The sequence below is a fragment of the Thiobacillus denitrificans genome (assembly GCF_001530125.1).
In the GTDB taxonomy this organism is placed as follows: Bacteria; Pseudomonadota; Gammaproteobacteria; order Burkholderiales; family Thiobacillaceae; genus Thiobacillus; species Thiobacillus denitrificans_C.
In genome coordinates this window covers 49385-68320 of record NZ_LDUG01000025.1, presented here as the reverse complement: position 1 = coordinate 68320, position 18936 = coordinate 49385, and the positions used below count along the sequence as shown (strand labels likewise).

Sequence of the window (18936 nt, the reverse complement as noted above, 5' to 3'; positions counted from 1 at the left end):
TTATCGGAACCTCACGGTTCGGAGAACAAAATGCAATTGAATCCAAGCGAAATCAGCGAACTGATTAAAGCCAAGATCGAAAACTTCGGTGCCTCAAGCGAACTGCGCACCCAAGGCACGATCGTCTCCGTCACCGACGGCATCGTCCGCATTCATGGTTTGTCCGACGTGATGTCGGGTGAAATGATCGAAATGCCGGGCAACACCTTCGGCGTGGCGCTCAACCTCGAGCGCGACTCGGTCGGCGCGGTGATCCTGGGTGACTACGAACACATCACCGAAGGCGACGTCGCCAAGTGCACCGGGCGCATTCTCGAAGTGCCGGTCGGTCGCGGCCTGCTCGGCCGCGTGGTGAACTCGCTGGGTCAGCCGATCGACGGCAAGGGCCCCATCGCCGCCGACAAAACCATGCCGATCGAGCGCATCGCCCCCGGCGTGATCGAACGTAAATCGGTCGACCAGCCGGTGCAGACCGGCTTGAAGTCGATCGACGCCATGGTGCCGGTCGGCCGCGGCCAGCGCGAACTCATCATTGGCGACCGCCAGACCGGCAAGACTGCTGTCGCGATCGACGCCATCATCAACCAGAAGGGCACCGGCGTGACGTGTATCTACGTCGCCATCGGCCAGAAGGCGTCTTCGGTGGCCAACGTAGTGCGCAAGCTGGAAGAGCACGGCGCGATGGATCACACCATTGTCGTCGCCGCGACCGCAGCCGACGCGGCCGCCATGCAGTACATCGCGCCGTATGCCGGCTGCACCATGGGCGAGTACTTCCGCGACCTCGGCGAAGACGCGCTGATCGTGTACGACGATCTGACCAAGCAGGCCTGGGCCTACCGTCAGGTGTCGCTGCTGCTGCGCCGTCCGCCGGGCCGCGAAGCCTACCCCGGCGACGTCTTCTACCTGCACTCGCGTCTGCTCGAGCGTGCCGCGCGTGTCAACGCCGACTACGTCGAGAAGATCACCAACGGCGCCGTCAAGGGCAAGACCGGTTCGCTGACCGCGCTGCCGATCATCGAAACGCAGGCTGGCGACGTGTCCGCCTTCGTGCCGACCAACGTGATTTCGATTACCGACGGCCAGATCTTTCTGGAAACCGACCTCTTCAACGCCGGCATCCGCCCCGCGATCAACGCCGGCCTGTCGGTGTCCCGCGTCGGCGGCGCTGCGCAGACCAAGGTCATCAAGAAGCTCGGCGGCGGTATTCGTCTGGCGCTGGCGCAGTACCGCGAACTCGCGGCCTTCGCCCAGTTCGCATCCGATCTGGATGAAGCGACCCGCAAGCAGTTGGAGCGCGGCCGTCGCGTCACCGAACTGATGAAGCAGGCGCAGTACTCGCCGATGTCGGTTTCACAGATGGCACTGACCCTGTTCGCGGTCAACAAGGGCTACATGGACGACGTCGAGGTCAACAAGATTTTGGCATTTGAATCCGCGCTGATGGCGTTCGTGAAGTCCAAGTACGCCAGCATCATGGACACCATCGAAACCAGCGGCAATCTGGATGAAGCGACCGAGAAGGCACTCACCGCCGCGGTCGACGATTTCAAGAAAACCGGCGTCTATTGATAGACCGCGCTGATTAGCAGCCGCTGGTTTAAGGAGAAACAATGGCAGTCGGAAAAGAGATACGGACCAAGATCAAGAGCGTGGAAAACACGTGCAAGATCACCAAGGCCATGGAAATGGTCGCGGCGTCCAAGATGCGCCGCGCGCAGGAGCGCATGAAGGCCGCGCGCCCGTATGCCGAGAAAATTGCCCGCGTGGCAACGCATCTGGCGTACGCCCACACGGAATACAAGCATCCGTTCGTGATCGCGCGTGACAACGTCAAGCGCGTCGGCCTCATCCTCATCACCTCCGACAAGGGCCTGTGCGGCGGCCTCAACACCAATGCCCTTCGCGTGGTGGTGAGCCAGATGAAGCAATGGGAAGCGGCTGGCGTCGGCATCGACGTCACCGCGCTCGGCAACAAGGGGCTGGGTTTCATGCAGCGCCTCGGCGCCAACGTGGTGTCGCAACTCACCGGCCTGGGCGATGCCCCGCGCATGGACACGCTGATCGGCCCGGTCAAGGTGATGCTGGACGCCTATCTGGCAGGCAGGATCGACGCGCTCTACATCGTCTACAACCGTTTCGTCAACACGATGAAGCAGGAACCGACGCTGACCCAGCTGCTGCCGCTGGCGCAAATGGAAGATGCCGAGGAAGCCAGCCTGAAAACGCACTGGGACTATATCTACGAGCCCGATGCCAAGCCAGTCGTCGACGAGATGCTGATGCGCTACATCGAATCGCTGGTGTATCAGGGCGTGGCCGAGAACATCGCGTGCGAACAGTCGGCGCGGATGGTGGCGATGAAATCCGCTTCCGACAACGCCAAGGACGTGATCGGCGAGCTGAAGCTGGTCTACAACAAGACCCGGCAGGCTGCGATCACCAAGGAACTGTCGGAGATCGTCGCCGGTGCGGCTGCGGTTTGAACGTGCCCAATACACAGAATTACGCGAGCACAGAATTTAATCTTCTTAGGAAACAAGCATGAGCAACGGAAAAATTGTTCAGATCATCGGCGCCGTGGTGGACGTGGAATTTTCGCGTGATGCCTTGCCCAGGATCTTTGAAGCGCTGAAAATGCAGTCCCCCGAACTCACCCTCGAAGTCCAGCAGCAGCTGGGCGACGGCGTGGTGCGCACCATTGCGATGGGCTCCACCGACGGCCTGCGCCGCGGCATGGAGGTGCTCGCAACCGGCAACCCGATTATGGTTCCGGTCGGCCAGGCGACGCTCGGTCGCATCATGAACGTGCTCGGCGAACCGATCGACGAAGCCGGCCCGGTTACGACCGAAACGCACATGCCGATTCACCGCAAGGCCCCGGCGTATGCCGACCAGGCCGCCTCGGTGGAAATTCTCGAAACCGGCATCAAGGTGATCGACCTGATCATGCCGATCGCCAAGGGCGGCAAGGTCGGCCTGTTCGGCGGCGCCGGCGTGGGCAAGACCGTGACGCTGATGGAACTGATCCGCAACATCGCCGTCGCCCACTCGGGCTTCTCGGTGTTCGCCGGCGTCGGTGAGCGGACCCGCGAAGGCAACGACTTCTATCACGAAATGAAAGAAGGCGGCGTGCTGGATAAGGTCGCCCTGGTCTACGGCCAGATGAACGAGCCGCCGGGCAACCGTCTGCGCGTCGCGCTGACCGGCCTGACCATGGCCGAATACTTCCGCGACGAAGGTCGCGACGTGCTGCTGTTCGTCGACAACATCTACCGCTACACCCTGGCCGGCACCGAAGTGTCCGCGCTGTTGGGCCGGATGCCGTCCGCGGTGGGTTACCAGCCGACCCTGGCCGACGAAATGGGCCGCCTGCAGGAGCGCATCACTTCCACCCGCACCGGCTCGATCACCTCGTTCCAGGCCGTGTACGTGCCGGCGGATGACTTGACCGACCCGTCGCCCGCCACCACCTTCGCCCACCTCGACGCGACCCTGGTGCTCTCCCGCCAGATCGCCGAACTGGGCATCTATCCCGCGGTGGATCCGCTCGATTCGACTTCGCGTATTCTTGACCCGCAGGTCGTCGGCGAAGAACACTACGGCGTTGCCCGTTCGGTGCAGGCCATCCTGCAGCGCTACAAGGAACTGCGTGACATCATCGCGATTCTGGGCATGGACGAACTGTCGCCGGAAGATAAACTGGCCGTGGCCCGTGCGCGCAAGATCCAGCGCTTCCTGTCGCAGCCCTTCTTCGTCGCCGAAGTGTTCACCGGCGCACCGGGCAAGTACGTCACGCTCAAAGAGACTGTCGCCAGCTTCAAGGCGATTGTCGAAGGTGAATACGACCACCTTCCCGAACAGGCCTTCTATATGGTCGGCCCGATCGAAGAAGCGGTCGAAAAGGCGAAGACGATTCAGTAACTAGGAAGCCGAGAGCTGTGAGCGGTGAGCCGAAAGTGGCTGCTGCCCACACCGCTCTCGGCTCTCGGCTCTCAACTGGAATACACTATGGCCATGACCCTACACGTCGACATCGTTAGCGCAGAAAAATTACTTTACTCCGGCACTGCCGAAGTGGTGATTGCCCCCGGCATGCGTGGCGAACTCGGTATCTACCCGCGTCACACTCCGTTGTTGACCACGCTCAAAGCCGGCTCGGTGCGCATCAAAGTGCCGAACCAGGCTGAAGAAGAGCTGGTCTATGTCTCCGGCGGCATTCTCGAAGTGCAGCCGCACGTCGTTACCATCCTGTCCGACTCCGCCATTCGCGGCGCCGACCTCGACGAAGCCAAGGCCCTCGAAGCCAAGCGCGCCGCCGAAGAAGCGATGAAAGACAAGGCCGCCACCATCGACTACGCGCAAGCACAGGCCGAACTGGCCCAGGCGGTGGCTCAGCTGGCTGCGATCAAGAAGCTGCGCAAGCTGACCTGATACACGGCAGGCGCTAACAAAAAGGCAACCGAACGGTTGCCTTTTTTATTGGAAAAGGGGAATGCAGCATAGCCAAAATGCGCCTTATCGAGAAATGACGGGCGGCAGTGTGTACTTCAAGGACATGAGCCCAAGCCTGTGGCGATGGCTACATCATGATCGCGGGGGGCAAGCAATAGTTGACTAAACGGATACTTGGACTAGTTTTTAAGTAGTGGACGTTTAATAAATGAGATGGATAGCTAATTTTCGATTTCGGGTATGGCTACCGACGATTAGCCATACTGGATTTCCAATCCGGTTGATTGGATGAGGTTGACTGGGATCACGATGGTTTTTCACTGCACGCCAAATTTTTCTTGGTTCTTTGAAATAGGAGAATAAACATGCGTACCCCCCCCTTTCTTTTCAGCATCGTCGGGACGATCCTGCTTTCTGCCGGGGTTGTAACGGCACACGCGGCTGAAGCCCCTTTCTACAATCCGACCAATGCTGCCAGCCCGACTGGATTTACGATCGGTTATGAGCTTTTCAGGACGATCGGTTGTCCTGGCCGCGGTCTTTTTGATACGCCTTGCCCGGTACCGCCGCCGCCTGCACCGGTTGCGGCAGCGCCCGAACCCGAGCCTGCCGTTGCGCCGCTTGCACCCGCACCCGTTGCCGCAGCGCCTGAGCCTGCGCCGCTTGCTCCTGTGGCGGAACCCGTACCCGTCGCGACGCTCGTGCTGGAAGGCGTGAATTTTGATTTCGACAAGGCAGTCATCCGGCCGGGAGACTACGCCAAACTCGACCAGAACGTCACCACTTTGAAGACATGGGGCGATGTGGATGTGGAGGTTGCGGGCCACACGTGCAGCATTGGCACGGAAGCTTACAATCTGGGATTGTCGCAGCGCCGCGCCGAGGCTGTTCGTAACTATCTCATTAGCAAGGGCGTCTCGGCAGATCGTCTGACCGCCAAGGGTTACGGTGAATCCCGGCCGGCTGTCAGCAATGATACGCGCGAGGGCCGCGCTCAGAACCGGCGCGTCGAACTGGTACGGTACAAATAACTGCGGCGCCACTCAGGTTGAGTATGGGGACTTCGGTTCCCGTATTCATTTTTGCCGTGGCGTAGCGTAGAATGGCGCCGGCCTCGTTTTTCATGACACGCAAAACGCTCCCCGGCATGCGTTTTGCCTGTGTTCTTCGTCCGCGTTCGGAAAATGCAGTGTTATGTTCGCTAGCGCACAGAATCGGCGGGCGCTTTTGAGTATTATTAACGTATCGTTTTTTCCAAACATCCTGTAAGCACAATCCGTTTTCAGGATGCCCATCGAGTTTTGCTTGAATCTTTAATAGGAGCTTTAATATGCGCACAACCCCTTTTCTTTTCAGCATCCTTGGCGCAACCCTGATTTCTGCCGGGGCGATCAGCGCACACGCGGCTGAAGGTGTCTTTTACAACCCGTCCAACGCCGCCAGCCCGACCGGAAAAACGATCGGTCACGAGCTTTTCAGGACGATCGGTTGTCCTGGACGGGGCCTTCTTGATACGCCTTGTCCGGCACCTGCGCCCGAGAAGATTGCCGTTGCGCCTGAGCCTGAGCCTGCACCGGCTTATGTCGCGCCCGCACCCGCACCCGCACCCGCGCCGGCTGCTTATGTCGCGCCCCAACCTGAAGCGCCGCAAAAACTGGTGCTCGAAGGCGTGAATTTTGATTTCGACAAAGCCACTCTGCGCCAGGAAGATGTCTCTGAGCTCGACAAGAACGTCGAGGCGTTGAAGGCATGGGGCGATGTGAACATTGAAGTGGCGGGCCACACCGATAGCATGGGCAGTGACAAATACAACATGAATTTGTCCAGGCAGCGCGCAGAAGCTGTACGTAATTTCCTGATTAGCCGAGGTGTCGCTGCAGATCGTCTGACCGCCAAGGGCTACGGTGAATCTCAGCCGGTTGCGGATAACGCGACGGAAGAGGGTCGCTTCAAGAACCGTCGTGTCGAACTGGCCCCGCTGAAGTAATCGCGCGTTTCCATTCAAGCCAGTTACGGGGACTTCGGTCCCCGTAATTATTTGTTGCGGCACAGAAGCGTGTGAGCAGACGCGATATACAGTCGCGCTCAGGCTTTATACTTGGCGCGCGTTTTGCTCAACCATATTGCTGATGTGGTTCACCATCCAGACTGACACGTATGCATTCCATGCTTGAAATCCTGATACTTGCAGCGGGCAAGGGCACCCGCATGCGCTCCGACCTGCCCAAGGTGCTGCACAAACTGGCGGGCAAACCCCTGCTCGGGCATGTGGTGGACACGGCCCATGAGCTTGGTGCCGCGCAGGTCTGCGTGGTGTATGGATTTGGCGGTGACGCCGTGCCGCAGTCGATGGCTGACGACAAGCTGACGTTCGTGCTTCAGGCTGAACAGCACGGCACCGGTCATGCGGTCAAGCAGGCGTTGCCACAGCTTGCAAACGACAGCGTGACGCTGGTGCTGTACGGCGATGTGCCGCTGACCCACGTCTCGACCCTGCAGCCGCTGGTGGCGGCTGCGCAGGCCGGAAAGCTGGGGCTGCTGACAGTGAATCTGGCGCAGCCGGACGGCTATGGCCGCATCGTGCGCGAAGCTGGCAAGGTCACCCGCATCGTCGAGCACAAGGACGCGACGCCCGCCGAACGCGCGATCCGTGAAGTCAATACCGGCATTCTGGCGGTGGCGACCCGTCAACTTAAACGGTGGATAGACGAGCTGAAAAACGACAACGCGCAGGGCGAGTACTACCTTACCGACATCATTGCGCTGGCAGTGCGCGACGGGGTCGACGTGGACACTTACCAGCCGGCGTACGAGTGGGAAGTGCTGGGGGTCAACAGCAAATCGCAGCTGGCCCAACTCGAGCGCGTCCACCAGAGCGAGATCGCGCAGGCGCTGCTCGACGCCGGGGTGACCCTGATGGATCCGGCGCGGCTCGACGTGCGCGGCGTGCTGACGTGCGGGCGCGACGTCGTCATTGACGTCAATTGTGTATTCGAAGGCCGAGTGGAATTGGGCGACAACGTGCAAGTGGGCGCTAACTGCGTGCTGCGCAACGTGACGGTGGCGACGGGCACGCGCATCGACGCTTTTACCTTGATCGACGATGCGAAAATCGGTGAAGTCAACCGGCTGGGGCCGTTCTCGCGCATCCGACCGGGCACCACGCTGGCGCGCGGTGTGCACGTGGGCAACTTCGTCGAGATCAAGAACAGCCAGATCGACGACGGCTCCAAGATCAACCACCTGTCCTACGTCGGCGACACCACCATGGGCAAGCAGGTCAACATCGGCGCCGGCACCATCACCTGCAATTACGACGGCGCCAACAAGCACCGCACGGTGATCGAGGACGAGGTGTTCGTCGGTTCCGACACCCAGCTGGTGGCACCGGTCACCGTCGGTCGCGGCGCAACCCTGGGCGCCGGCACTACGCTGACGAAAGATGCGCCCGCCGGCGAGCTCACCCTGTCACGGGCGAAACAGCTCACCCTCAGCGGCTGGAAGCGGCCGATCAAACAGAAAAAGGAAGGCTAACTATGTGCGGCATTATCGGCGCGGTTGCGCAACGTAACGTCGTCCCCATCCTGCTCGAAGGCTTGCGGCGGCTGGAATATCGCGGCTACGACTCCGCCGGGCTGGTCACCATCGACGGCGGTCTCAAGCGGGTGCGTAGCGTCGGCCGCGTCGCCGGGCTGGCCGAGGCCTGTGCGGCGCAGCAGATTCACGGCAACCTAGGCATCGCGCATACGCGCTGGGCCACCCATGGCGCGCCGTCTGAAGCCAACGCGCACCCGCACGTCAGCGGCAGGCTGGCGGTGGTGCACAACGGCATCATCGAAAACCACGAGGCGCTGCGTACCCGGCTCAAGGCGGCCGGGTTCAACTTCACGTCGGAGACCGATACCGAAGTGATCGCCCACCTGGTCGAACTGTATTACCGCCAGTCGAAAGATTTGCTCGCCGCCACGCGCGCGGCGGTGGCCGAGCTCGAAGGTGCCTATGCCATTGGGGTGGTGAGCGAGGATTCACCGAATCAACTGATCTGCGCACGCAAGGGCAGTCCGCTTTTGATCGGTCTTGGCATCGAGGAAAACTTCATTGCCTCCGACGTCTCGGCCCTGCTGCCGGTGACCCAGCGTGTGATGTACCTGGAAGAGGGCGACGTTGCCGACATCGGCCTGCTGGCGGTGACGGTGTACGACGCTGCGGGCAATCAAGCCGACCGCAGCGTGCATATTTCCGAACTGTCGGCCGACATGGCCGAGCTCGGCAATTACCGCCACTTCATGCAGAAGGAAATCCACGAGCAGCCGCGCGCGCTGACCGATACGCTGCTGACTGCGGTGGCGCAGGAGCATGTTCAGCCGGAATGGTTCGGCTTCGATGCTGCCGAGGTGCTGGGCAAGGTGAACGCGGTGACTTTTCTTGCCTGCGGCACCAGCTTTCATGCGGCGAAAGTGGCCACGTACTGGCTGGAAGCGATCGCAGGCATTCCGGCGCGCGCCGAAATCGCCAGCGAATACCGCTACCGCACCTCGGTGCCCAACCCCGATGCGCTCATCGTCACCATCTCGCAATCGGGCGAGACCGCCGACACGCTGGCGGCGCTGAACCACGCCAAGGCGCTGGGCCAGGACAAGACGCTGACCATCTGCAACGTGCCGGAGTCGGCGCTCACCCGTGCGTCGCGCCTCAAATTCCTCACCCGCGCCGGCCCTGAAATCGGCGTCGCCTCGACCAAGGCCTTCACCACCCAGCTCGCCGGCCTGTTCCTGCTGACGCTGGTGCTGGCCAAATTGCGCGGGCGGCTCAGCGTGGAACAGGAAGCCGCATATCTGGCCGAGCTGCGCAGTCTGCCGAATAAAGTGCAGCAGGTGCTGGCGCTGGAGCCGCAGGTCGAAGCCTGGTCGCAGCGTTTCGCCAACAAGCATCACGCCCTGTTCCTCGGGCGCGGCGTGCATTACCCGATTGCGCTCGAAGGCGCGCTGAAGCTGAAGGAGATTTCCTACATCCACGCCGAGGCTTATCCGGCGGGCGAGCTCAAGCACGGCCCGCTGGCGCTGGTCGACGAGGACATGCCGGTGATTACCATCGCGCCCAACGACCAGCTGATCGAAAAACTGAAGTCGAATATGCAGGAAGTGCGCGCACGCGGCGGCGAGCTGTACGTGTTCGCTGACGGCGACGTGCACATCGAGGAATCGGCGTTCGTGCACGTCATCCGCCTGCCCGGCGGCAGCAACGGCGCGCTGTCACCGATCCTGCACACGGTGACGCTGCAGATGCTGTCGTATCACGCCGCCCTGCAAAAGGGCACCGACGTCGACAAGCCCCGCAACTTGGCGAAGAGCGTCACCGTGGAATAAGGCTTGCCTATCCGGTTTGTTGCCAAAGTGATTGAGCGTACCCAAGGCGGTATTGGCCTTCGTAGGGCGGAAAAGCGAAGCGTTATCCGCCGAATGTGGGTCGCTCATTCGGCGGATAACGCTGCGCTCATCCGCCCTATAGGGAATTGGTTTTGGCAACAAACCGGATAGGCAAGGAATAAGGCAATAATCCCCGCGGCGCAATGCCGCGTGGCTAGACTGGAAGGGGCTCAGTGCCGCTTGTGATCTTCCTTCAGTGCCAGGGTGGCGACCTGGACGCGGTTGCGCAAGCCGAGCTTTTCCATGATGTTGCGCAGGTGGTTGCGCACGGTGTTTTCCGACAGGGTCATCTGGTAGGCGATGGCCTTGTTGGACAGGCCTTCCTTCACATGGTTGACGATTTCCATTTCGCGCGCGGTCAATGCGGACAGTGCGCTGTTGTTGAGTTCGCCGCGCGCCATCTTCTGCATGATGTTGAGCGGAAAGCTGCTCTGGCCGTCGCATACGCTGCGGATGGCGGCCAGCACCTGGTCGGGCTCGCTGGACTTAATGACATAGCCGTCAACGCCGGACGAGATCGCCTCGGAGATTTCCTCGTCGGAGTCGGCAATGGTGAGCATGATGACCTTGATGCCGAGGTCGCGCAGGTCGGACACGAGGTCGAGGCCGTCGGCATCGGGCAGCGAGCGGTCGAGCAGCGCGGCATCGGCCGTGTTGCCCGCGGCCATCCAGGCGCGCAGCTCGGCGGCGTTGGCCAGTTGCGCGGTAAGCGTCAGATCCGGCTCCTGCTCGATGTAGCCCGCCACGCCCATGCGCAGCAGCGGATGATCGTCGATGAGGATGATGTTCAGGGGGGTTGGCATGGTTTCTCCGCTGTATTTGAGTAACGCTGATCAAGTAGGCAGACCGCGTGGCTTGCGGGGTGCCTTTTCGAATGCTGCATCATAAACCGGAATGGGCAGCCATTTCAGCAGCCGCGCGGCCCAGGCCATTTGCCAGGGGATGACGGTGTAGGCCTGGCGCCGCGAGATGCAGTTCGCCACTTTCGCCGCGGCCACCCGGGCACTCATTTTGAACGGCATGACGTAGGGGTTGACCTGCGTCATCGGCGTGTCGATGTAGCCGGGCGCCACCGTGACCACGGCGATGCGGCGCGCTTTCAGCTCCAGCCGCAAGGCTTCGAGATAGACGGTGGCGGCGGCTTTCGAGGCCGAGTAGGCGCTGCCGCCCGGCAGGCCGCGCACCCCGGCTACGCTGGAAATGCCGCACAGCACGCCGCCGTGAGTTTGCATGGGGGCGATGAAGGGCTGGAAGGTGTGCACCAGCCCCAGGACGTTGGCGTCCATTACCGCGCGAAACACCGCGGCGTCGCTCGCCTCCTCGGTCAGGGTGCCGATGCTGATGCCTGCCGCCGCGATGACGATGTCGGGCGGGCCGACCTCGTTCAAAAACGCCGTGGCCGCCGCTTGCATGGCGGCAGCGTCGCGCACGTCGGCCGGATACAGCCGCGCGTCCAGTCCGGCGCCCGCGTTCTGCAGACCGTCGAGCCGGCGGCCGGACAGCCCCAGTTGCGCGCCCTGCGCGCCGTAATGCCGCGCCAGCGCCGTGCCGAGACCGGAACTCGCGCCAGTGATGAAAACCCGTAGGGGTCTATTCAGAACCTTGGGCGGGACGGTCGGCAACAGATTTACTTCGCGGGCTTCTTGCTGCCGCGCTCGGCGCGTGCCTTGACGATCAGCTGGTCGAGCACTTCGAACAGGCGCGCCTGGCTGCCGGCCATCGACACCGAGGTGGTGTATTTGCCGTCGATGATGAAGGCGGGCACGCCGCTGATGGCGTAAGTGGTGGCCAGCTGCGCACCCTGGGTGGCTTTCGACTGGGTGGAGAAGGAGTTGTAGATGCCTTCGAATTTCTTGCGGTCGACGCCCTGCTTGGCGATCCAGCCGCCCAGCATCGCCGGGTCGTTGAGGTTGATGTTCTCCACGTGGTAGGCATCGAACACCTTGTGGTGCAGGCGGTCGAGCAGGTTCATCTGCTCCAGGGTGTAATAGAGCTTGGCGCCGGGCATCCAGTCGTCACGGAACACCGCCGGCACGCGCCGCACCTGGGCGTCCTTGGGCAGGGTCTTCACCCAGGCGTTGAGGCCGGGTTCGAGCTGAAAGCAGTGCGGGCAGCGATACCAGAAAAACTCCAGCACCTCGACCTTGTTGCCGGTGGCGACCGGCTGCGCATTCTTCAGGCGAGTGTATTCGTGTCCTTCGAAGGCTTCCGGGGCGGCAGCCAGGGCAGACAGGGAAAGGACGGTGGCGGCCAAAAAAGCCAAAGCGCGGGTGAACATCAAGGCGTCTCCTGTGGGTTGGGAATTTCTTTGACCAACGTGGCCGGGATATCGTTCTGCGTCAGCAGGCTGCGGGTGCGATTCACTTCATCCATGGCATTGAAGGGGCCGACGCGCACGCGATGGAACACGCCCTTGTCGGCGACCTCGCCGGTCTGGATGACGGCTTCGACGCCCAGCATCGCCAATTGCGCCTTCAGGTTGTCGGCATCGTCTGCATTCTGAAACGCGCCCGCCTGCAGGTAATAGCGCGGGGCGGCCGCGGTGGGCACGGCGGACGGCGGCAGCTCGCTTGGCGTGTCGCTCGGCAGGACCTTGTAAAAATCGAAGCTGGGCGCGGCCTCGGGCGTGGCGGGTACCGGCTGGCTGGGGACTGCCGGCGGGGTGGCGGAGGTGAACGGATTGCTGCCGGTGATCCAGAGCGCCACGCCCACGGCGAGCACCGCGCCGACGGTGAGGCCGATCAGGACGCCGGTGAAAATGGAATTGCCGCCCGAGCGGCGGGTGTTGCGGGATGCGGGTTGTGCCATCGTTACATTTTCTCCGGAGCGGATACGCCGAGCAAGGCGAGGCCGTTGACGATCGTGATGCGCGTGGCCTCGGCCAGTGCCAGTCGGGCGAGCTTGGTCGCCGTATCCTCGACGAGGAATTTCTCGGCGTTGTACCAGGCGTGGAAGTCGCCCGCCAGCATTTGCAGGTAATGCACCAGCAAGTGCGGCGCCAGGTCGCGCGCGGCGCCGGCGACGACCTCGGGGTATTCGGCCAGGCGCTGCATCAGCGTGAGCTCGTGCGGCGCGGCCAGCGGCGCGAGGTCGACAGCGTCCAGTGCGGCGGGCGTATCGCCCCATTCCTCGAACACCCGACAGATGCGCGCATGGGCGTACTGCACGTAGTACACCGGGTTGTCGGTGTTCTTGGCGACCGCCAGATCGACGTCGAAAGTGTATTCGGTGTCGGCCTTGCGGGAAAGCAGGAAGAAGCGCACCGCGTCCTTGCTGGTCCAGTCGATGAGGTCGCGCAGGGTGACATAGCTGCCGGCGCGCTTGGATATCTTGACCTCTTCGCCGCCGCGCATGACCCGGATCATGGTGTGCAGCAGGTAGTCGGGATAACCCTCGGGGATGCCGACGTTGGCGGCCTGCAGGCCTGCACGCACCCGCGCAATGGTGCCGTGGTGGTCGGTGCCCTGGATGTTGATCGCGCGCTCGTAGCCGCGTTCCCACTTGGCGATGTGATAGGCGACGTCGGGCACGAAATAGGTGTAGGTGCCGTCGGACTTCTTCATCACGCGGTCCTTATCGTCGCCGTAGTCGGTGGTCCTGAGCCACAGCGCGCCGTCCTGCTCGTAGGTCTTGCCGGCGTCGATGAGCTTTTGCACCGTCGCCGCGACGCGGCCGCTGGTGTACAGGCTCGACTCCAGATAGTAGTGGTCGAACTGCACCACGAAGGCCTTGAGGTCGAGGTCCTGCTCGCGGCGCAGGTAGGCGACGGCGAACTGGCGGATCGAATCGAGATCGTCGACGTCGCCGCTCGCGGTGTATTCGCGGTCGTCCGACTTCACGGTCTTTTTCGCCAGAAAATCCGCCGCGATGTCGGCGATGTAGTCGCCGTTGTAGGCGGTTTCCGGCCACTCGGCGTCGCCCGGCTTGAGGCCGCGTGCGCGCGCCTGAACGCTGTTGGCGAGCGTGGCGATCTGCACCCCGGCGTCGTTGTAGTAGAACTCGCGACACACCTCCCAGCCCTGCGCCGCGTACAGGTTGCAGATCGCGTCGCCGAGCGCCGCCTGGCGGCCGTGGCCGACGTGCAACGGACCGGTCGGGTTGGCCGAGACGAACTCGACCAGCACGCGGCGCCCCTTGCCGGCGTCGCCGCGGCCGAATTGCGCGCCTTCGGTGCGGACGCGCCGCACGATGCCGTGCCAGGCCGCGGGCGTGAGGTGGAAATTGATGAAGCCGGCGCCGGCGATTTCGGTCCTGGCGATCAGCGGGGACGCCGGCAGCTCGGTCAGGATCAACTGTGCCAGTTCGCGCGGGTTGCGCTTCAGCGGCCGCGCGAGCTGCATCGCGGCGTTGCTGGAAAAGTCGCCGTGGTCGGGATTCTTCGGACGTTCGATTTCGAGACTCACCGGCGCGTCGGGCGCCACCGTTTCGAGGGCGATGCCGATCAGCAGGGCGATCTGGTCTTTGAGCGGATGGGTGTCGGACATGGGATTACAAAGAGAACGCGGCAAGCGCGGGGCCTCAGTGTTCGAAAGGGTTAGCCGCGGATTATAAGCGCCGTGTGCGGTGCATCAAAACACCAGCGGATCAACGTCGAGCGACCAGCGCGCCACGCGCGGCCGGATGCCGTCGAGCTGCGGCCGCCAGTCGCGCACGAAAGCCTGCAGGGCCTGGCGCTGCGCCGACTGGATCAGCAGCTGCGCGCGTTCCAGGTTGGCCACGCGCGCCATCGGCGCCGGGGTGGCGGCGAACACGCTGACGTCGGCCGTGGCGGGTGCCAGCGCGGCGGCGCGCTGCAAAAAGGCCAGCGCCGCCGCCATCGTCGGCGCTTCGGCGCGCAGCAGCACCTGACGGGTGAACGGCGGCAGGTCGAGCTGTTTGCGCTCGGCCAGCAGCGCCCGCGCGTAACCGGAATAATCGTGGCGCTGCAGGTAGCGGAACAGCGGGTGGTCGGGGAAGGCGGTCTGGATCAGCACGCGACCGGGTTTGTCGGCGCGCCCGGCGCGTCCGGCCACTTGCATCAGTTGGGCGAACAGACGTTCGGTGGCGCGAAAATCCGGGCTGTAGAGCGCGCCGTCGGTGTCGAGGATCAGCGCCAGCGTCATGTTGGGGAAGTCGTGGCCCTTGGCCAGCATCTGAGTGCCGACCAGGAGGTCGATCTCGCCGCCGTGCACCGCTGCCCCGAGTTCGGCCCAGGCGCGCGGGCGCATGGTGTCGCGGTCGATGCGGCGGATGCGCGCGGCGGGCAGCAGCGCGGTGAGCGTTTCCTCGAGCCGCTGGGTGCCCTGGCCGAGCGGCTTGAGGTCGGGATTGCCGCAACCGGGACATTCGCTCGGGATGCGCGTCTCCAAACCGCAGTGGTGGCATTTCAGCCGGTGTGAAGTGCGGTGCAGCACCAGTCGCCCCGAGCAGTGCGGGCAGGGCGACACCCAGCCGCAGCTCGGGCAATACAGTGCCGGGGCGTAGCCGCGCCGGTTGAGGAAGACCAGGCTCTGCTCGCCGCGCGCCAGGGTATCGGTGAGCACCTGCAGGGCGGGGCGGGTGAGGCCGTTGTCGACCGGGATGTGTTTGAGGTCGACCAGTTCGATCGCCGGCAGCCGCGCCTGGCTGATGGCGCGCTGCTTCAGCTCGATCAACTGGTAGCGCCCGTTGATGGCCTGCGCATAGCTTTCCAGCGAGGGCGTGGCCGAACCGAGCACCACCGGCACGCCGCGCTGCTTGCCGCGCGCGATGGCGACGTCGCGCGCCGAATAGCGCAGGCTGTCCTGCTGCTTGAACGAGGCGTCGTGCTCCTCGTCCACCACGATCAGCCCCAGCCGCGACAGCGGTGCGAACACCGACAGCCGGGTGCCGAGCAGGACGTCGCAGTCGGGCGCTGCGAGCCAGTTCTCGGTGCGCGCCGATTCGGCCAGCCCGCTGTGCAGCGTGGCGAAGCGGCGCCCGGGAAAGCGGCGGCGGAAGTGCTGTTCCAGCTGCGGGGTCAGTGCAATCTCGGGAATCAGCACCAGCGCCTGCAGGCCGCGCGCGAGCACCGCGTCGATCAGGCGCAGATACAGTTCGGTCTTGCCGCTGCCGGTGACGCCGTGGACCAGATGGACGCCGAATTTCCCCAACGCAGGCAGCAGCGCATCGAGCGCGGCTTGCTGCCCGGCGGTGGCCGGGGGCGACTCGGCCGTCCGGGGCGCGACGGCTGATGGAGGGGGAACGCTTGTCCACGCCGCCCAGCCGGCCGCCACCAGCGCGGCGGCGTGGCGGCCTTGCTTTTGCGCCCGCAGGGTTTCGCGCGGCTGCGGCGCTGCCCGCAAGGCGTCGAGCAGGGCGCGCTGCGCGCGGGCGCGGGCGGCGGGTTCGGCTACCTGCCCGGCTTCGGTCAGCACCAGCCAGGGCGTATCCGCGACAAAGGGCGTGGCGTTCTTCAGGCGCGGCGGCAGCGTGGCGAGCAGGATCGCGCCTAGCGGATAGTGGTAATAGTCGGCGCAAAACTGCGCCAGGCGGAGGATGTCGGGCGACAGCGCGGGGCGGTCATCCAGCACGCGGATCACCTCGCGCAGCTTGTCTGCCCCGACCGTGCTGTCGGCCACCGGGCCGAGCGCGATGCCGACCTGGCGGGTGCGGCCGAACGGGACTTCGACCAGGCTGCCCGGCTGCACCGTGCCTGCGCTGTCCGGCAGGCGATAGTCGAACAACCGGTGCAGCGGCGTATCGAGCGCGACCTGGAGGATAGACGGCATGTTAGCGGCGTATCTTGAACGGGTGTCGGGAAAAATTCACTAAGTGGCTGTTTGCCAAGCCTTATTTTGTCTTGTCCACGCAAGCTGTGGATAATTGTGTGGGCGGTTTGTGTTGACTGCCGTCAAACGCCCGTATTCAGGCGGGCGGGCATCACAGGCTAAAAAGCAGGCAAACAAGAAAACTGTTGTTTTTCAATGACCTGTAAATTTGGCTTGGCTGTCAAGTAATTGAAACAAAAAAAGTTCTCTTGCGCCAGAATTGTGCATAAGTCAATGCTTCTTTAGTCGATTTTATCAGGCCTTGCGCACTTTCCAGTGCGCAAGGCCTTGTTATTTCTAGCTTTGTTGCTGCTGGATGCCGGCAATGACCCAGCCGCCCTGACCGCTGGCCGGTTTGGTGAGATGCCAGATTTCGTCGATCGGCAAGGCGTCCTGATCGGCGGCTTCGCGCACCTGGCCGGTGAAGCGCACGCTTGCGACGTGGCGGTTGCCCTCGTCGACCGCTTCCAGCACCTCGGCGTCGAGCATCATGACGTCGGTGGTCTGGGCGGCGTCGCCGCGTTCGGCCAGTTGCATGCTGATTTCGGCGAACACTTCGGGCGAGGTGAAGGCGCGCAGGTCGTCCAGGTTGGCGGCGTCAAATGCCGCCTGCAGGCGGATGAAGTTGAGCTTGGCTTCGCGCGCGAAGGCGTCGGCGTCGAAGCCGGGCGGGAACGTGCCGACCGCGGCGCTACCGCCGAATGCGGCGGGAGTTTGATCAAATGCGGCGGGTTCCTGCTGCGACATGCCGGCGTACTGCATCGCGGGTGCGGCGGGCGCATTGCGGCGCATGAAGAAGCGGAACAGCATGAAGACAGCCATCGCCAGCAGCGCCAGCATCAAGAAATTGGCCATTTCCTCGCCCAGCCCGAGATGGGAAAACAGCGCGGCCAGACCCAAACCCGCGGCGAGGCCGGCGATTGGCCCCATCCACGAGCGCTTCTGCGGGGCAGTGGTCGGCGCGGTGCCGGTCTGCTGGCGCTGCGGCGCCGGTGCGACATTCTGCTTGGCGGGCGCGGTGCGCTGCATGCCGAAGGATTTGCTGCCGCCCATGCGGCGGGCGTCGGCGTCCGGCATCATGAAAGCGAAGCTGAGGAAGACGGCAAACAGGCTGAGCAAAATAGGTTTCATGGTGTTTCCTGATGAATGAAGAACAAGCGTGGTCGTTGAGGTGCCGGGCAGAAAATCAGGCTGCGCGAATCGCGCGGCTGTGGCTGTGCACCGCTTCGACCAGCACGTTGACGTTGTCCGGGTTGGTGAATTGCGAAATGCCGTGGCCGAGGTTGAACACATGGCCGGGGTGGTTGCCGTAGCTGTCGATGACGCGGGCAGCTTCGGTACGGATGCTCTCCGGCGTGCCGTGCAGCGCGCAGGGGTCGAGGTTGCCCTGCAGTGCCACTTTATCGCCGACCCGGCGGCGTGCTTCGCCGATGTCGAGCGTCCAGTCCAGTCCCACCGCGTCGGCGCCGATGCCGGCCATGGCTTCCAGCCAGTTGCCGCCGCCCTTGGTGAAGATGATGCTGGGCACGCGGCGGCCTTCACGTTCCTTGATCAGGCCGGCGACGATGCGCTCCATGTAGTCGAGCGAGAATTCGCGGTAAGCGTGCGGGGTGAGGCTGCCGCCCCAGGAATCGAAAATCATCACCGCCTGCGCGCCGGCCTCGATCTGCGCGTTGAGGTAGTCGATCACCGCCCGGGTGTTCACTTCCAGGATGCGGTGCAGCAGGTCGGGGCGGCTGTACAGCATGGTCTTGATGTGGCGGTAGTCGTCCGAGCCGCCGCCTTCGACCATGTAGCAGGCCAGCGTGTAGGGGCTGCCGGAAAAGCCGATCAGCGGCACCGAGCCGTCGAGCGCGCGGCGGATGCTTTTCACCGCGTCCATCACATAGCCCAGCTTGTCGGTGGGGTCGGGTGCGGAGAGGTCGCGGATTTCCCATTCGTCGCGCAGGGGACGCTCGAAACGCGGACCTTCGCCCTGCGAGAAATACAGGCCCAGCCCCATCGCATCGGGCACGGTGAGGATGTCGGAAAACAGGATGGCGGCGTCGAGCGGATAGCGCGCCAGCGGCTGCAGTGTGACCTCAGTCGCCAGGTCCGGCGTCTTGCACAGGGTCAGGAAGTCGCCGGCGCGGGCGCGGGTGGCGTTGTATTCCGGTAGGTAGCGGCCGGCCTGGCGCATCAGCCACATCGGCGTGTATTCAGTGGGTTGGCGCTGCAGCGCACGCAGGAAAGTATCGTTCTTGAGGGCAGACATGGGGCAGGCCAAGACGCAAAACCGGCATTTTAGC

The 18936-nt window shown here is 63.4% G+C and carries 16 protein-coding genes; 8 read left to right on the top strand and 8 right to left on the bottom strand.

The window, feature by feature from the left end:
* Positions 1–30: 30 nt before the first annotated feature.
* The 8 genes from atpA (at position 31) to glmS (ending at position 9821) form a co-directional block, all read left to right on the top strand.
* Complete coding sequence (gene atpA / locus ABW22_RS09990; RefSeq protein ID WP_059755732.1) at positions 31–1572, top strand: F0F1 ATP synthase subunit alpha; 1542 nt, start codon at positions 31–33, stop codon at positions 1570–1572.
* 41 nt (positions 1573–1613) lie between these two features.
* Positions 1614–2486: a F0F1 ATP synthase subunit gamma gene (gene atpG, locus ABW22_RS09985; RefSeq protein WP_059755728.1), complete on the top strand. Its 873-nt coding sequence runs from the start codon at positions 1614–1616 to the stop codon at positions 2484–2486.
* A 58-nt stretch (positions 2487–2544) separates the two neighbouring features.
* Positions 2545–3924: a F0F1 ATP synthase subunit beta gene (atpD, locus tag ABW22_RS09980; protein ID WP_059755725.1), complete on the top strand. Its 1380-nt coding sequence runs from the start codon at positions 2545–2547 to the stop codon at positions 3922–3924.
* Between the two features lie 87 nt (positions 3925–4011).
* The gene (locus ABW22_RS09975) at positions 4012–4434 is read left to right on the top strand and encodes a F0F1 ATP synthase subunit epsilon (RefSeq protein WP_059755722.1); all 423 of its coding nucleotides are present in this window, start codon (positions 4012–4014) and stop codon (positions 4432–4434) included.
* Positions 4435–4820: 386 nt separating this feature from the next.
* A complete protein-coding gene (locus ABW22_RS09970; RefSeq protein ID WP_059755719.1) occupies positions 4821–5486 on the top strand; it encodes an OmpA family protein in 666 nt (221 codons plus the stop codon).
* Between the two features lie 299 nt (positions 5487–5785).
* Positions 5786–6442, top strand: coding sequence for an OmpA family protein (locus tag ABW22_RS09965; protein ID WP_059755716.1), 657 nt, complete (start codon positions 5786–5788; stop codon positions 6440–6442).
* Positions 6443–6612: 170 nt separating this feature from the next.
* Positions 6613–7989, top strand: coding sequence for a bifunctional UDP-N-acetylglucosamine diphosphorylase/glucosamine-1-phosphate N-acetyltransferase GlmU (gene glmU / locus ABW22_RS09960; protein ID WP_059755712.1), 1377 nt, complete (start codon positions 6613–6615; stop codon positions 7987–7989).
* Between the two features lie 2 nt (positions 7990–7991).
* Complete coding sequence (glmS, locus tag ABW22_RS09955) at positions 7992–9821, top strand: glutamine--fructose-6-phosphate transaminase (isomerizing) (protein ID WP_059755709.1); 1830 nt, start codon at positions 7992–7994, stop codon at positions 9819–9821.
* A gap of 230 nt (positions 9822–10051) precedes the next feature.
* On the opposite strand, the gene ABW22_RS09950 is transcribed toward glmS, so the two are convergent.
* The 8 genes from ABW22_RS09950 to hemE all read right to left on the bottom strand — a co-directional run bounded on the left by ABW22_RS09950 (position 10052) and on the right by hemE (position 18902).
* Positions 10052–10684 (bottom strand): LuxR C-terminal-related transcriptional regulator, encoded by a 633-nt coding sequence (locus ABW22_RS09950; RefSeq protein ID WP_059755707.1) that lies wholly within the window; start codon positions 10682–10684, stop codon positions 10052–10054.
* Between the two features lie 30 nt (positions 10685–10714).
* Positions 10715–11503, bottom strand: coding sequence for an SDR family oxidoreductase (locus tag ABW22_RS09945; protein ID WP_237763298.1), 789 nt, complete (start codon positions 11501–11503; stop codon positions 10715–10717).
* Between the two features lie 5 nt (positions 11504–11508).
* Positions 11509–12159 (bottom strand): thiol:disulfide interchange protein DsbA/DsbL, encoded by a 651-nt coding sequence (locus ABW22_RS09940; protein ID WP_059755704.1) that lies wholly within the window; start codon positions 12157–12159, stop codon positions 11509–11511.
* Positions 12159–12689: an SPOR domain-containing protein gene (locus tag ABW22_RS09935; protein ID WP_059755700.1), complete on the bottom strand. Its 531-nt coding sequence runs from the start codon at positions 12687–12689 to the stop codon at positions 12159–12161. The genes ABW22_RS09940 and ABW22_RS09935 overlap by 1 nt, the downstream gene beginning before the upstream one ends.
* Positions 12690–12691: 2 nt before the next feature.
* Positions 12692–14365, bottom strand: a complete 1674-nt coding sequence (gene argS, locus ABW22_RS09930) for an arginine--tRNA ligase (RefSeq protein WP_059755698.1) — start codon at positions 14363–14365, stop codon at positions 12692–12694.
* Positions 14366–14449: 84 nt separating this feature from the next.
* Positions 14450–16609: a primosomal protein N' gene (locus ABW22_RS09925; protein WP_059755695.1), complete on the bottom strand. Its 2160-nt coding sequence runs from the start codon at positions 16607–16609 to the stop codon at positions 14450–14452.
* Between the two features lie 336 nt (positions 16610–16945).
* Positions 16946–17779, bottom strand: coding sequence for a Tim44 domain-containing protein (locus tag ABW22_RS09920; RefSeq protein WP_059755692.1), 834 nt, complete (start codon positions 17777–17779; stop codon positions 16946–16948).
* 55 nt (positions 17780–17834) lie between these two features.
* The gene (gene hemE, locus ABW22_RS09915; RefSeq protein WP_059755689.1) at positions 17835–18902 is read right to left on the bottom strand and encodes a uroporphyrinogen decarboxylase; all 1068 of its coding nucleotides are present in this window, start codon (positions 18900–18902) and stop codon (positions 17835–17837) included.
* Positions 18903–18936: the final 34 nt, after the last annotated feature.

What these genes read in the sequence shown, in the direction of transcription:
- argS (WP_059755698.1), bottom strand. Translation starts at nt 14,365, where the DNA reads ATGTCCGACACCCATCCGCTCAAAGACCAGATCGCCCTGCTGATCGGC.
- ABW22_RS09975 (WP_059755722.1), top strand. Translation starts at nt 4,012, where the DNA reads ATGGCCATGACCCTACACGTCGACATCGTTAGCGCAGAAAAATTACTT.
- glmS (WP_059755709.1), top strand. Translation starts at nt 7,992, where the DNA reads ATGTGCGGCATTATCGGCGCGGTTGCGCAACGTAACGTCGTCCCCATC.
- atpA (WP_059755732.1), top strand. Translation starts at nt 31, where the DNA reads ATGCAATTGAATCCAAGCGAAATCAGCGAACTGATTAAAGCCAAGATC.
- ABW22_RS09920 (WP_059755692.1), bottom strand. Translation starts at nt 17,779, where the DNA reads ATGAAACCTATTTTGCTCAGCCTGTTTGCCGTCTTCCTCAGCTTCGCT.
- ABW22_RS09940 (WP_059755704.1), bottom strand. Translation starts at nt 12,159, where the DNA reads ATGTTCACCCGCGCTTTGGCTTTTTTGGCCGCCACCGTCCTTTCCCTG.
- glmU (WP_059755712.1), top strand. Translation starts at nt 6,613, where the DNA reads ATGCATTCCATGCTTGAAATCCTGATACTTGCAGCGGGCAAGGGCACC.
- atpG (WP_059755728.1), top strand. Translation starts at nt 1,614, where the DNA reads ATGGCAGTCGGAAAAGAGATACGGACCAAGATCAAGAGCGTGGAAAAC.
- ABW22_RS09935 (WP_059755700.1), bottom strand. Translation starts at nt 12,689, where the DNA reads ATGGCACAACCCGCATCCCGCAACACCCGCCGCTCGGGCGGCAATTCC.
- ABW22_RS09950 (WP_059755707.1), bottom strand. Translation starts at nt 10,684, where the DNA reads ATGCCAACCCCCCTGAACATCATCCTCATCGACGATCATCCGCTGCTG.
- hemE (WP_059755689.1), bottom strand. Translation starts at nt 18,902, where the DNA reads ATGTCTGCCCTCAAGAACGATACTTTCCTGCGTGCGCTGCAGCGCCAA.
- ABW22_RS09925 (WP_059755695.1), bottom strand. Translation starts at nt 16,609, where the DNA reads ATGCCGTCTATCCTCCAGGTCGCGCTCGATACGCCGCTGCACCGGTTG.
- ABW22_RS09965 (WP_059755716.1), top strand. Translation starts at nt 5,786, where the DNA reads ATGCGCACAACCCCTTTTCTTTTCAGCATCCTTGGCGCAACCCTGATT.
- ABW22_RS09970 (WP_059755719.1), top strand. Translation starts at nt 4,821, where the DNA reads ATGCGTACCCCCCCCTTTCTTTTCAGCATCGTCGGGACGATCCTGCTT.
- atpD (WP_059755725.1), top strand. Translation starts at nt 2,545, where the DNA reads ATGAGCAACGGAAAAATTGTTCAGATCATCGGCGCCGTGGTGGACGTG.